Below are 14,069 nucleotides of genomic sequence, written 5' to 3'. Positions count from 1 at the left end.
CGATTCTGTTCAGCGCACCCCCACCGGCGCTCGATTATGTTCAGCGCACCCCTCCTGCGCCTCGGGGCGGTGTTCCTCTGCATTGGTCGAGCCATATACTAGCGGTGGCGATATGCTGTTTCAAACCCCTGCGCGAGAGCTTCGGGTAATTCTTTCGCATCGTTGCGCAACCGCCCAGGTGTGGCATGATATGGGTGTCGAATCCTATCTTGCTTCCACCAAGGCGGTTGACATGCTCAGTATACCACCTGTCCTGCGTGGCCGCACGCCCGATCTGCCGGATGTCCCGCCGCTGGTGCTGTCTCTGCTTGGCAGCTTCCTGGAGCCCATCCTGGCTTGGCTCTCCACCCTGGTCTATCGCCCGCTGCTCCTGCGTTGTGCCGACCATCCCCTCGTGCTGCTGGCCCAGTGGTACGACCCTTCCGCTGTTGTGGCCGCCTGCGCAGCCTTCCATCATCCCCCCAGCGCGCCAGGCCGCCCGCCCACCTTTTCCATTGACCAGTTCGTCCGCGCCGAGATCGTCCGCGCCTGGGCCGATACCTGCTCCGACCCGGTCTTGGAGGAGTTGCTCACCACCAACCTGCTGGTGCGCTGGTTCGTCGGCCTGCCCCTGACCCAGCCCGGCCCCGACCACAGCACCCTGGCCGACTTCCACGCCTCTATGCAGGCCCACGCTCCCGACGCCTTCTTCCGCGACGTGCTCACCTTCCTGGAATGCGTCGACCCCGAGCCGCCAGAGACCACTCCCCAGATCGTCGACACCTTCGCCATGGAAAGCCCGGTCGCCCCCAGTGTCAGCCCGGCTCACCTGCTCAACCACCTCAGCCTGCGCCTGGCCCGCTGCTGGATCGCCCACGCGCCCGCCGCCCTCCAATCCGCCCTGCCCCCGCTCGACCTCAGCGTGCTCGCCCACCCCGGCCACCCGCGCACCGCCCTCGCCCGCCACCAGCGGCTCCAAGCCGCCGTCACCGTTGCCGGCTGGCTCACCGAGCGGCTCACGCCCCACCTGCCGGCCCTCGACCCGCCGGTGCGCGGCGTGGTGGAGGGCTCCCTGAACGCCTTGGCGAAGGTCATCACCGACGAACTCAGCATCGACGCGACTGGCTACGCGACCGAACGGCCGGTCAAGGAGCGTGGCGAGCGGCGCCTAGCCAGCGCCATCGACATGGACGCCACCTTCCGCAAGCACGACGACCAGCCCGCCGTGCTCGGCAGCAACGTCGTCATCAGCACCACCGCCACGCGCATCCGCGGTGCGGTCGCCCTCACTGGCTGCACGCCCGACAGCGACGGCCCGGCCGCCATCCTGGCCCAGCAGCAGCAGGCCGGCGACCCGCTCCCACCGCTCTATCTCATGGATGCCGCCGGCGGCTGGGGCAAGACCCGCGCGCAGATCGATGTAGTGAGCGACGGGCAGACCCGCATGGTCGCGCCGCTCCCCCAAGGCGGCGGCAGCGCCCCGAACCGCTTCACGGTGGCCGACTTTGTGGTCGACCCCGAACGCACGCGCTGCACGTGTCCCAACGGCGTGGTGACCACCACGGCCTACCGCCACGGCGCGGGCGACGGGGTCAGCTTCCGCTTTCTGGCGTCCCAATGCCGCGCGTGCCCGCTCTGGCCGCGCTGTCGCGACGTGGAGGCCAAGCCGACGGGACACCGCAGCGTGTTCATTTCGGACTATCACGTGTATCTGCGGGCAGCCCTGAGCTTCAACCAGACGCCGGAAGGCCGGGCGCTGCTGCACGAGCGCTGGCGGGTCGAGCCAGTCATCGCGTGGCTGGTGCGGTACCAGGGCTGCCGGCGGGCGCGGCGGCTCGGGACACAGGCAGCGCAATGTCAGCTGTACCAGGCGTGTGCGATGCGCAACCTGCTGCTGTGGCTCTCGCGGGTGCGGCGGGGGCTGGCCAAACGACCAGTGCCGTGATGGGGCAGCGACTGCCAGCGCGAGGGATGGCCCAGCGTGCTGGGGCGGTCGCGGCGTGGGCAGCACGCGGCGGAAGGCACCCGACCGACGTGCAATCCAGCCCCCACCCACGCCGACGGAGGGACATCCCAGCGGCTGCGCATCGGGTCGCCGTGGGCGCGCACCGCCCCAGGCACGTCAGCAGCCCCGCAGCACGCGAATCGTGACCAGACGCCCCCAATTACCCGAAGCTCTCCTGCGCCTCGGGGCGGTGTTCCTCTGTTGACCAACTGGTCGCGGATCGATCCGGATCACAAGGTTTCAAACCCCTGCGCCTCGGGGCGGTGTTCCTCTGACCCTCGTGGTCAAATGGGGGGCGTGGCCGTGGCAGTGTTTCAAACCCCTGCGCCTCGGGGCGGTGTTCCTCTGAAGGTTAACCGTAGGAATGGGAGATTAGGTTCCGGTCTTGTTTCAAACCCCTGCGCCTCGGGGCGGTGTTCCTCTGCGGCAGTCAACTGCCTGTTCGCCGTTGGCGATTTGAAGTTTCAAACCCCTGCGCCTCGGGGCGGTGTTCCTCTGGGTGCCAATGTCAGCGAGGACGGGCGGTGGACAACCTGGTTTCAAACCCCTGCGCCTCGGGGCGGTGTTCTACTGCTTCTGACGCACTTCACCAGCGATGGCTGGGCCTATGTTTCAAACCCCTGCGCCTCGGGGCGGTGTTCCTCTGGCAGTGGTGCTCAGCATGATTCCCGGACTCGCCGTTTCAAACCCCTGCGCCTCGGGGCGGTGTTCCTCTGAAAACGCGCGAAGGCGCGAGAGGAGCTAGACCATGATGTTTCAAACCCCTGCGCCTCGGGGCGGTGTTCCTCTGTATATCCGGACCGCCCTCGCCGACAGCGGAGTTGCGTTTCAAACCCCTGCGCCTCGGGGCGGTGTTCCTCTGGCTGTGCAAGGCGCCAAACCTGCGCCTGACCAAACTGTTTCAAACCCCTGCGCCTCGGGGCGGTGTTCCTCTGGCGAGCTCTTTTACGCGGGATGCCTGCTCGTGGCTCTGTTTCAAACCCCTGCGCCTCGGGGCGGTGTTCCTCTGCTACTTTTACGTCAGTTGACTGTGCATACTGGAGTGCCTGTTTCAAACCCCTGCGCCTCGGGGCGGTGTTCCTCTGGGCAACATGTATGTACTATATGCGGTCGAAGATGGAAGTTTCAAACCCCTGCGCCTCGGGGCGGTGTTCCTCTGCCGGCACGGAAAGCAGCCCACCCCCGACGGTGGCCATGTTTCAAACCCCTGCGCCTCGGGGCGGTGTTCCTCTGCTTAAAAAGAAAGGGATACGTGAGATGTCTACTACGAGTTTCAAACCCCTGCGCCTGAGGGGCGCGCTGAACATAAGATTGCAGTCGCTCGCCGACGCTCGTTCTCGAATTGACGTCGCCCGAGCTCCTGAACCGACGCCAGCTCCACAATCGGCGTCGCTTCGCTGGCACAGTCCCACAATCGCCGTCGCTTGCCTCCGTTGCGGCGACGCCGGATCTTCATCCGGCGTCGCCGTGTCCTCACACCGGTGGTAGGATGACTGTGCTACCAACCCACCCACCACCTGTGGGAGACCTTGCCATGCTACTCGATTTTCGCGCTCCGTTCAACTGGCTCCGCGCCGCCCTCCGGCCCCAGCCAGCCGTCTCGTCCTCTGCGCCCCGCGACCTCGCCTGTCCGCTGCTCCATCCCCACGCCCCGCTGCCCGCCTGGGTTGAGACCGACCCGCTCGTCCAGAAGTATCGCGCCCTGCTCGGCGACCTCCCCTGGGCCGACTTCCCCGAGCGCTCGCGCCTCCGCCCCTGGCCCGGCAAACCGCCCCTCCCCCGCGCCCCCTTCGTCGCCGCCTATCTCGTCAAGCTCCACGAGGGCACGCGCTTCATGTCCGACCTGCGCGCCTTCCTCGTCGAGCATCCCGCCCTGGTCTACTGGCTCGGCTTCGTGCGCGTGCCCGATCCGGCTGCGCCCCACGGCTTCGACGTGGCCCAAACCGTCCCCAAGCGCCGCCACTTTTCCACTGTCCTGCGCACGCTGCCCAATGATGCGCTCCAGTTCCTGCTCTCCGCCACGGTCGAGCTGCTGCGCGCCACGCTTCCCGCCGACCAGCAGGCCAGCTTTGGCGACATCATCGCCGGCGACACCCAGGCGCTCCTCGCCTGGGTGCGCGAGAACAACCCCAAGCAGTGCATCAAGGAAGGTCGCCTCGACAAGAACCGCCAGCCCAACGCCGACCCCGACTGCAAACTGGGCGTCAAATCGCGCCCCAATCGCGCGCCCGCCGATGCCGACGGCGATGACCATCCGGCTCCGACCACCGACGCCAAGCCGGCCAGTCGCCTGCACGTCGGCGTCGACATCTTCTGGGGCTACGCCGCCGGGATTGTGGTCACCCGCCTCCCCGACCATACCGAGGTCGTGCTGGCCGAGCGCACCCGCCCATTCAACGAGTGACCCGTCCTTCTTCCACCCGCTCATCAGCCCAGGTCGAACAGCGTCTGGGTCGCCGGCCACCGCTGGCGCCTGGATGGCCTTCGACGCCTTCGTCTACGGTACTACCAGGCCAGCGGCTTCGCGCTTCAATGCCGTTCGTCCCGCCGAGGGCGAACAGCAGTTCGCGCCCGAGCAGGCGCCAGCGCAGCAGCCGGTCACCTGGTGTTGCGGCTGCGGCAATATCTCGACCACGCCAGCGGCCAGTTCCATCAGCGCGAGAAGTGCCGGCTACCGCCGCTGCAATGACCGACCAGCACTGGCCATCGCCAGTCAACTTGTGCCGCCCAGCAGGCAATGCACGATGCGGCACGAACTGGCGCGCATCGGCGCGCGTTCATCACGCTGTTGCAGGGCGGCCTTCGCCATGCCACGCGCTCACGGTGATCGACGGATCGCAGCTCGAATGGACGGGCCTCGACCATCACCACATCGAAGGCTTCGGCGCGGCGACGCATGTAGCCGCAACCGCTGACGTAGCCATGTTGATCATCTGCAGGCGGCCTTCGTTGCATCCGCTGCTCCGCTGGGAGGCGGCAGGCGACTGACCAGGATACCTGCCTTGGCCTTGAACAGGCAGGCGGCCGGTGAAGTTCATCGGTGGATGAGGCCAGCACGGCCGCCAGGTCCAGGCGCGGCGCAGGGATTTGGCCCGAGGCAGGGCGTAGCCTGCGCCGATGGCGCGCGACGGATCCTCGATCGGCTGTACGAAGCCGACGCTCGAGCGCGCACCCGGCTGCGCCCTCGCCGCGCACCGTCGTGTCCACGAAGGCTGAGGATGGCGGTCGTTCATGCCGACAGGCGACGCCGCGCGCCGCCGGCTGCGCGCTTGCCCCGGTGGTGAAGCCGCCCCCTTGTCGTTGTTCGGCACCCCCGCAGGCGCTCGTTCCGCTGTTCAGCGCACCTCCTGCGCCTCGGGCCGGTGTTCCTCGCTGGTGGCCATCATCTTCCTGCGTGGGTTGCTGGTTTCGACGCTGCCTCGGGCCGGTGTTCCTCTGTCCTGCCGCAGCATTGGCCTTGCCTTGTTCGTGATTTCGACCCCTGTGCGGTACTCGGTGATGTTCCTCCTTCTCGCGGTGCCGGGCCAAGCCATCGGCCACCTCGTTCGACCTGCGCCTCGGACGATCTTCCTCGTCTGGGGCCTATGTGAGAGAAACTGGGAGGTTTCTTCGGCCTGCGCCCTCGGGGCCGTGTTCCTCTATCGGCTCGAAAACCGGCCCTGCCGGGTGGGTTTCGGCCTTCACCTCGGGTGGTGTTCCTCTACAGCAGGATCATGGCGAAGACGAGCGAGGCGTTTCAGCCCTGCCCTCGGGCGGTGTTCCTCCTTGAAGTCCACTGTTTCGTGCTGTCGCCGTGATAACAAACCTACGCCTCAGGGCGGTATTCTCTGCTGCGGTGTGCAATCGTCGTTTCAGCCGACTGCTGCTCGACCTGCTCGGGGCGTGTTCCTCTGACGGTCGCATCTGGCTGTGCAAGGCACTCATGGATCTTGTGTTTCGGCCTGCCTGGGGCGGTGTTCTCTTTGGATCGGGCCGCCGCCGATCGAGTTGACAGTTGGTTTCAAACCTGCTTTCAGGGCGAGTGTTCCTCTGAGTTCATATCTGCGTCCTCGATGAGCAGTTTCAGCCCTGCCTCAGGGCAGGTATTCCTCTGAGACTGTGATGGCAACTGAACTGAAAGGTATATGTTTCAACCCCTGCTGCCTCCGGGGCAGTGTTTCCTCATGTCAGTCTGGATGTCACCAACCTCTTGGGCCATTGTCAGGTTTCAAACCTGCCTCAGGGCAGTATTCCTCTCATCTCAGCTCCAATGTGGCACCCTCCCAGACTGTGGCCTGAGCCCCTGCCTCAGGACGTGTTCCTCTGTGTTTGGGACAGCTTTCTCTCTTCCTGACTGTTTCAAACCTGCCTCAGGACGATGTTCACCTCCGTGTGACAACTTCCCAGTGGCAATCTGACTCTGTAGTTTCAAACTGCATGGGATGATATTCCTCAGAACAACGCAGATATCAGTTAAATACGATACTAGTTTCAACTACTTTCTGAGGTGATGTTTCTCGGATGCGCCTCAATTCAACTCATCAACATATGTTTCAATACCACCTCAGAGGCATTCTCTTTGTGGAATTTGGCACGTTGTGTCTAGCGGTTTCAGGCCTATGGGAACGTCTTCCTCTAGTCTCGAACTGGCAACTCCTTGTGATGTGTGTGCCCTCAGAGCAGTGTTCCTCAAGCATTCAAACAGAACCCAGCAATGATGCCATCCGAAGTTGTTTCAACTAACAGACAGTGTTCTCTGTGATGCATTCAGACAGCACTCTGAATAAAGTTTGAAGCCTTTCCGGAAGTGTTTCTGGAGGGCTTGGAGGCCTTGGAAACGGGAAGCGGGATTTAAACCTAACACTAGACAGTATTCTCAGAAGCAGAAAGTCATCTTTGTGTGTGTTCAACATTCAAACACACTAGACGGTATTTCTCTGAGCTTTGAAGCATATTTCTCCGGCATTTCATGTGTTCGTTTGCACTAGACACGATGTTATCTCAGCTCCATGAGGACTTCCTCCCAAACGGAGAGCGTTTCAAACCTGCTTTTCTCAAGGCAGAGTATTCCTCTGCTAGTTGTTCTCAGGCCTCATCTTCGTTTCATCTTCCCCTAGACAGTGTTTATCTGCAGAGAAAGTTAAACTCACAGAATAAACAAAGAAGTTTCAACCCTGCTTTCAAACAGTGTTTCTGACTTCTGAGATATACTGATACATGGATTGCCTTTGTTTCATTCTCAGGCAGTGTTCTCAGCAGCACAGTGAGTAGAAGGCCATGCTGAGAGCAGTTTCAATGCAAAAAAAAAACCTCGGGGCGGTGTTCCTCTATGAAAAGATCGCGGATGGATCTGCCGGGGCAGTTTTCAACCCTGCCCTCGGGCCGATGACCTCACTGGCACCAGCTAGCTCCGCCGCACGGGCGCGTGTTCGAACCCTGTGCGCCTCGGGCCGTGTTCCCTCTGGTTGGTCAGCTCAACTGCTGTATTTTCCTCGTCGATGGCTGTGTTCTTCCTCGGGCGGTGTTCTGGGCGATGCCGGCACGGCCTCGACGGCAACAAACTCGAGTTTCGACCCCTGCTCAGGGCAGTGTTCCTCTATCGAGTGGACGGACGCATTTGTTCCGGAGCTGTTCCAGCCTGCTCGGGGCGGTGTTCCGCTCCCTGGAGGGCGCGAGCCCCGCTAACACAAACACAAAGCCAAGTTTCAAACCCCTGCGCCTCGGGGCGGTGTTCCTCTGGGGTTTCTCGGATCCACTGCGGCAGGTCCGTATATTGTTTCAAACCCCTGCGCCTCGGGGCGGTGTTCCTCTGGCGGTTCTGTTCGATACACAGTGAAGCTGGCGGGTGTTTCAAACCCCTGCGCCTCGGGGCGGTGTTCCTCTGTGGATGATAAATGGAGTAAAAACAGCGTTAACTGTTCTTGTTTCAAACCCCTGCGCCTCGGGGCGGTGTTCCTCTGCTCTTGTAAGTATATTGGGCCCACGATTCATTAACAGGTTTCAAACCCCTGCGCCTCGGGGCGGTGTTCCTCTGGATATGAGGAAGAGAGGCTTTGAAAGGAGGTGTAACGTTTCAAACCCCTGCGCCTCGGGGCGGTGTTCCTCTCTGGCTTAGAGGATTGCCTGCCGCTTATATGCCACTGGAGGTCGTTTCAAACCCCTGCGCCTCGGGGCGGTGTTCCTCTGAAATATCGTATGGTCAGAAGTTGATAGTGGAAGGACGTTTCAAACCCCTGCGCCTCGGGGCGGTGTTCCTCTGGATCGGTATAGCCGTTGGCACTATTGTCGAGCTGGCGAGTTTCAAACCCCTGCGCCTCGGGGCGGTGTTCCTCTGGAACCCACCCGCAGCCACGCCGAAGCCGGCCCCGACGTTTCAAACCCCTGCGCCTCGGGGCGGTGTTCCTCTGAACCCAAACAGTAAGCTGGAAAGGGGGTGATAGAATTGGTTTCAAACCCCTGCGCCTCGGGGCGGTGTTCCTCTGGCGAAACCTCGGTCACGGTCTCGGTCACGGCGACCTGTTTCAAACCCCTGCGCCTCGGGGCGGTGTTCCTCTGATATAAGCTGCCATATGAATGGATGCCCTGGTGTAAGTTTCAAACCCCTGCGCCTCGGGGCGGTGTTCCTCTGTTGGGTAGCTGAACATGTGTCTGGTTGTATTAGTAAGTTTCAAACCCCTGCGCCTCGGGGCGGTGTTCCTCTGGTACGACAACGCACCCGTCTGGGTGCGTGGCGACATGTTTCAAACCCCTGCGCCTCGGGGCGGTGTTCCTCTGACCGAGATTAGGCTCGTTATGTTCACGCCGTAATGACGTTTAAAACCCCTGCGCCTCGGGGCGGTGTTCCTCTGCCCAGATCTTGGCGGCGATGGACGCCGGCGCTGCTGGTTTCAAACCCCTGCGCCTCGGGGCGGTGTTCCTCTGTCAGACTCGCGACGAAGTCATGACGACAGTATCTAAGTTTCAAACCCCTGCGCCTCAGGGGCGGTGTTCCTCTGAAGCTCGGCTCGGGTGCCGTACAGTCGATAGCGCCAAAGTTTCGACCCTGCGCCTCGGGGCGGTGTTCCTCTGGGCTTCGGCGGCATCGATCCGCGTATTGATGAATGTTTCAAACCCCTGCGCCTCGGGGCGGTGTTCCTCTGGTTGTGTGGTTTTATTCGCTCTGCGAATAAATGTTTGTTTCAAACCCCTGCGCCTCGGGGCGGTGTTCCTCTGCCGCTGCCCAGCGCGACCGCTACCACGGCTCCAACCGTGTTTCAAACCCCTGCGCCTCGGGGCGGTGTTCCTCTGATGCCCATGCTACCGGCAATCGGAGCGGCACAGGTGAGTTTCAAACCCCTGCGCCTCGGGGCGGTGTTCCTCTGGACTAACCGACAGTTGATTGACTATGTCAACAGCCGTTTCAAACCCCTGCGCCTCGGGGCGGTGTTCCTCTGTTACCGGCACGTTGCCTGGGACATCTCCATTTTTTGTTTCAAACCCCTGCGCCTCAGGGGCGGTGTTCTCTGAACTGGCGCATCGTGCGCACGGCACACGACAACGCCGTGATGTTTCAAACCCCTGCGCCTCGGGGCGGTGTTCCTCTGGGGGGCGATGTCATATTGTTCAACTGTGAGGCAACAGCGTTTCAAACCCCTGCGCCTGGGGCGGTGTTCCTCTGGTCAGCTATGACCTACGCGATACCTTTGACTGGCCGAGTTTCAAACCCCTGCGCCTGAGGGGCGGTGTTCCTCTGTTCCTGGGCCAGGGGTGTCGTCCGGCCAGTTGTCGGTGTTCAAACCCCTGCGCCTCGGGGCGGTGTTCCTCTGCATACCATCAAGGAGAGACTGTCGTGGCAACACCAGATGTTTCAAACCCCTGCGCCTCGGGGCGGTGTTCCTCTGTTGCATTCCTGGGCCGGAGCGGAGGAGAACCTTCGCCGGAGTGTTTCAGCTTCCGCCTCAGGGCGGTGTTCCTCTGTCAATTGCCAGGACAACAGCTACGACATGGTGGTCGAGGTTTCAAACGCCCCTGCGCCTCGGGGCGGTGTTCCTCTGTTTGGGGGACCGGTGCAAGTCTCAATGGTGTTCTGGTTTCAAACCCCTGCGCCTCGGGGCGGTGTTCCTCTGGTATAAGGAAGGAGGTAGCGCATGACGACACGAGCGAGGTTTCAAACCCTGCGCCTCAAGGGCGGTGTTCCTCTGTGGAGCTTCCGGGCCAAGCCCAAGGTTAACCCAAGCAGGTTTCGGCCTACCTCGGGGCGGTGTTCCTCTGGCTAATACAATAGGTGAACGGAGGGAGCAATGTCTCCATGTTTCAAACCCCTGCGCCTCGGGCGGTGTTCCTCTGAGCGAACAGGCGTCCTCCGAAGAGCCGGGAGAGCAGGTTCAAACCCCTGCATGCCTCGGGGCGGTGTTCCTCTGGGCGGCGATGTTCGCGACCAAGACGACCTGACCTGCGGTTTCCGACCCTGCGCCTCGAGGGCGGTGTTCCTCTGCTTGGGTGGCTAACCACTTCCTGCTGCGGGTCCCGCGGAGTTTTTGACCTGCGCCTCGGGCGGTGTTCCTCTGACGCGCTGGAATACGCCGCCTGGGCGACCAGCAAGGAATCGTTTCAAACCCCTGCGCCTCGGGCAGTGTTCCTCTGACCCCCTGTTGGGCGAGAGCCAGGCGTTGTGCACTGGGCTCGTTTCGCTCCCTGCGCCTCGGGGCGGTGTTCCTCTGCTTGGTTTCAGGGGGTCTGGGTAAGCAGGCCCCACAAAGTTTCAAACCCCTGCGCCTCGGGGCGGTGTTCCTCTGAGCCTCGCACCACCGGCAGTGCCTGCGCGCGCGTTCCGATGCCCTCCCGCGCCACCACCACTGCCCACCGTGCCTGCGCCCGGTTGCGCGTCTGGCCATCCCTCGCTATCATGTCCCCACTTCCTCCAGTCTAGCAGGTCACTCGTCGGAGGTCAACCATAGATCTTTGGGTGCGTATGCTCGCCGACCTTCCCGCCCTCGCCCGGCGCCAGATCGCCCGCGCTCAGCGTATCCTCGCTGCCGCGCGCCTGCCCGCCTGCCACCCGCCTCGCCCGCCTCCGCTTCGCCCTCTGCCACGCCGCCACCGTCCGCGCCGTCTATGCCGCCCTCCCCGATGCCCAGGCTGCCCTCCAGTTCCTCCGCGCCTGCCGTGGCGGCATCCGCCCCGACGCCCTCGCCGCCCGCTTCGGCCCCTTCCGCTCCTGGCCGCTCCTCGCCCGCCGACCTCGCTCCCCGCTCGATCAGCGAGCAGCTCCTGCTCCTCGGCTGGCTGCTCCCCCGCCCCGCCACCCCCGCCATCCGCCCACTTCCTCGTCCCCCCCGAAGTCCGCCGCCGCTGGCTGCCGCAGCCGCTCGACCCGCCCGCCGCCCCGCCGCCCGCGCCCGACCCCGCCGCGCCGCTGCCGCTGGCCCTCCGCGCCGCTACCACCCTGCTGCTCGCCTGCGCCGAGCGCCCTGCCCGCTCACCCGCCGTGGCGCGCTCCCCCGCGCGCCACCCTCCGCGCCCTCGCCCCGCGCCTCGCCCCCGCCTCCCCCGCCGATGCCCCTGCGCCGTCCTCGCCTGGCTGTTCCCGCTCCTCGCCGCCCACCAGCTCCTCGATATCCACGCCGGCCGCGCCACCTGTCACTCGCCGGCCAGCGCGTGCTTGCCGCCGCCCCCGCCCGCCAGCTCGCCACCCTCCGCGCCGCCTGGAAGCCGCGCCCGAGCCCGGCGCCCGGCTCCCGGCGCCTGCGCGTCGACCTGCGCGGCGTCGACTGGCCGCGCCTGCGCCGCCGCCTGCTCGCCTGGGGCGCCGCCTGCCACCTGCCCGCCGACCTGCCGCCCCGGGCGCGCTGCGCCGCATTGGCGCGCGCCTTTGGCCCGCTCGCCGATGCCCACACCCACGCCCGCTTTCGTCCCGTCACGCGCGCGCCCCCTGGCAGCGCCGCGCGCCCGCCGCCGTCTTCGACGCCGCCTGGCGCGGGCGCTCGCCTGGCTGGGTGCCTGTGGCCGGGCCGCGCCGCCCGCGCTGCCCGAGCCGGCTCCCGACCCCGCGCCGACCGCGCGCCCGCCGCTGGCCCGACCTGCTCGAACCGCTGGCGATTGCCCAGCCCTTCCGCATGCGCGATGCGCTGCGCGTGCGCGGCCGGCCGGGCCAGCGCCGCCTGGCCCGCCGCTGGGATACCTCGCCGCCCGCCGACCTGTCGCCGCTGCGCCCACCGCCGCCGAGCGCCCCGCGCCACGCTGGGCGTATGGCGCGGCAGGGGTGAGTACCCAGGTGCCGCACGCGGCCGACCACGCGGCGACGCTGCGGCTGCTGCCGTATGCGCTGGGAGGCGAGCGACGCGACACACACGTGCTACCGCGTGACGGCGGCCACGCGCTGGCGCGCGCGCGTGGGCAGGGCGGGGCGCGCACGACTGCTGGGCGCTGCTGGCGACCCACGCCGGGCCGCCGCCGGCTGGGTGGGCGCGGCGCTGCCGCGCCAGCCGGCGGCGCCGGCGCGGCTGGTGGAGACGACGGTGCTGCAGGTGGACGACGCGCGGGTGCTGGAGCGCGCGGCGCAAGGGGCGGTGTGCGGCGCTACCTGGGGCAGCGGGTGGCGCCGGGGCTGGCGCTGGTGCGGCACCGGAGCAGGTGGCGCCGCTGCGGCGCGCGCTGGAGCGGCAGGGGGTGGCGTGCACGTGGGCAGGCGCGCCGCCGACGGCGCAGGCCGGGAGCGAGGACGGCGCGCTGAGCCCTGGCGAGCGGGCGGCGCTGGCGCTGGCGTGGGCGTACTACCGGCGCGCACGCGCCGGCCGGCGCGCCGCTGCTGGCGGACGACGGGCTGGAGGCGCGGTTGCGGGTGGGGCTGTCGGCGGCGCTGTTGGCGGCGCTCGACGCGGGGCTGGCGGGGCTGCGCGCGCCGCCGGAGGCAGCCAGAGCCGGGGAGGCAGATGGCGGAGGCGCAAGTGCGAGCGGTGTGCTGGAGCGGGCGCTGGAGCAGCAGGCGCTGGTGGCGCTGTACTACGACACCGGCAGGGTGGGGGCGTGGAGCCGGCGCACGGTGCGGCCATTGGCGCTGGAGCCGCGCGCGGAGGGAGTAGTACCTGCGGGCGTACTGCTGCGCGCGCCAGGCCAAAGCGCACCTTCCGCCTCGACGCATTGGGGCGATCGAGGAGCAGCGCGCCGTGGCGTGATCACGCCCCGCTGAGTCAGCACGTTAGCGCGCGTGGCCGCACCGCGCAATGAAATGGCTGCGGCACGGTCTGTGCTACGCGCACACTATCCTTTCCTTGGTCTGGGTCAAACGCCGGCGCATCTTGATCGGCAGGTGGCAGGCTGCGTCGGGCGCGAAGCAGATCGTACACGCGCCGATCGAACATCAGCGGCGACGACCGGCCGATGGCTACGCGCGCCAGCGTGACCCGCGCAGCAATGGAGGCGCCATGACAGAATTTGCGTATGAGGCCGGGCGGTGGGAGCCACCCATCGCCGCCGACGAGGCGACTACCCTGCTGGGCTTTCTGGAGCGCCAGCGCGCGACGTTCGCCTGGAAGAGCGGCGACCTGGACGCGGCCGGCCTGCGCGCGACGCTCGGCCCGTCGTCGATGACCCTGGGCGGGATGCTCAAGCACCTCGCTCGCTTCGAGGACGATATGTCTACGGAGTGGCTGCACGGGCACAGCCAACTCCCACCCTGGAACGCCGTGGACTGGGGCGCCGATCCCGCGTGGGACTGGCGCAGCGCCGCCGATGATTCCGCCGAGCAGCTCTACACCCGCTGGCGCGACGCCGTGGCCCGCTCTCGTGCGCTGTTCGCTGCGGCAATCGCCGAGGGCGGGCCGGCGCGGCGGCCGGGCGGGCCCGACAGCCCGGCGCCGAGCCTGCGGTACATCCTGCTCAACATGATCGAGGAGTACGCGCGCCACAACGGCCACGCCGACCTGCTCCGCGAATCGATCGACGGGCGTGTCGGCCACGACCCGCCGCGCTGACGGCTGCGCGGCGGAAGTACTCAGTAGTCTGTAAACAATGACTCATCGCACTTCATTGTCATGGGGAGCGCCGCTTCCCTCCCTCTCTGATTCCTCATCGAGGGAGTGAAGCTTCGCTCAACATGACACTGTGTTTCGTTGGTGTCGCCACTACG

Annotated in this window: 6 protein-coding genes and 3 CRISPR repeat arrays; of the genes, 4 read left to right on the top strand and 2 right to left on the bottom strand. The window is 65.6% G+C overall.

What is annotated here, in order from left to right:
• The first annotated feature begins 190 nt into the window (after window positions 1-190).
• Both U0177_RS21180 and U0177_RS21175 read left to right on the top strand, forming a co-directional pair.
• Window positions 191-1,924, top strand: a complete 1,734-nt coding sequence (locus U0177_RS21180; protein WP_409572655.1) for a transposase — start codon at window positions 191-193, stop codon at window positions 1,922-1,924.
• Between the two features lie 297 nt (window positions 1,925-2,221).
• Window positions 2,222-3,217: a CRISPR direct-repeat array (repeat unit 37 nt; unit sequence GTTTCAAACCCCTGCGCCTCGGGGCGGTGTTCCTCTG).
• Window positions 3,218-3,518: 301 nt separating this feature from the next.
• Window positions 3,519-4,388, top strand: a complete 870-nt coding sequence (locus U0177_RS21175) for a hypothetical protein (RefSeq protein WP_409572654.1) — start codon at window positions 3,519-3,521, stop codon at window positions 4,386-4,388.
• 3,277 nt (window positions 4,389-7,665) lie between these two features.
• A CRISPR array of direct repeats spans window positions 7,666-8,884; the repeat unit is 37 nt; unit sequence GTTTCAAACCCCTGCGCCTCGGGGCGGTGTTCCTCTG.
• Between the two features lie 180 nt (window positions 8,885-9,064).
• Window positions 9,065-9,546: direct repeats of the CRISPR family, unit length 37 nt; unit sequence GTTTCAAACCCCTGCGCCTCGGGGCGGTGTTCCTCTG.
• A 2,035-nt stretch (window positions 9,547-11,581) separates the two neighbouring features.
• Here the strand turns inward: U0177_RS21175 and U0177_RS21170 are convergent.
• Complete coding sequence (locus U0177_RS21170) at window positions 11,582-11,761, bottom strand: hypothetical protein (RefSeq protein WP_409572653.1); 180 nt, start codon at window positions 11,759-11,761, stop codon at window positions 11,582-11,584.
• Between the two features lie 182 nt (window positions 11,762-11,943).
• On the opposite strand from U0177_RS21170, the gene U0177_RS21165 reads away from it, so the two are divergent.
• Window positions 11,944-12,207, top strand: a complete 264-nt coding sequence (locus U0177_RS21165; protein WP_409572652.1) for a hypothetical protein — start codon at window positions 11,944-11,946, stop codon at window positions 12,205-12,207.
• Between the two features lie 89 nt (window positions 12,208-12,296).
• Here U0177_RS21165 and U0177_RS21160 read toward each other — a convergent pair whose 3' ends face one another.
• Complete coding sequence (locus U0177_RS21160; RefSeq protein WP_409572651.1) at window positions 12,297-12,566, bottom strand: hypothetical protein; 270 nt, start codon at window positions 12,564-12,566, stop codon at window positions 12,297-12,299.
• A gap of 799 nt (window positions 12,567-13,365) precedes the next feature.
• On the opposite strand from U0177_RS21160, the gene U0177_RS21155 reads away from it, so the two are divergent.
• Window positions 13,366-13,914 (top strand): DinB family protein, encoded by a 549-nt coding sequence (locus U0177_RS21155; protein WP_409572650.1) that lies wholly within the window; start codon window positions 13,366-13,368, stop codon window positions 13,912-13,914.
• Window positions 13,915-14,069 lie beyond the last annotated feature (155 nt).

It is taken from the genome of Kouleothrix sp., from assembly GCF_046328425.1.
In the GTDB taxonomy this organism is placed as follows: Bacteria; Chloroflexota; Chloroflexia; order Chloroflexales; family Roseiflexaceae; genus Kouleothrix.
Note: the sequence above shows the minus strand (reverse complement) of the source record. Positions and strands in the feature narration are given on the sequence as shown.

Excerpts from the sequence above, each read along its gene's own strand:
- U0177_RS21180 (WP_409572655.1), top strand. The coding sequence starts at position 191 with ATGGGTGTCGAATCCTATCTTGCTTCCACCAAGGCGGTTGACATGCTC.
- U0177_RS21155 (WP_409572650.1), top strand. The coding sequence starts at position 13,366 with ATGACAGAATTTGCGTATGAGGCCGGGCGGTGGGAGCCACCCATCGCC.
- U0177_RS21175 (WP_409572654.1), top strand. The coding sequence starts at position 3,519 with ATGCTACTCGATTTTCGCGCTCCGTTCAACTGGCTCCGCGCCGCCCTC.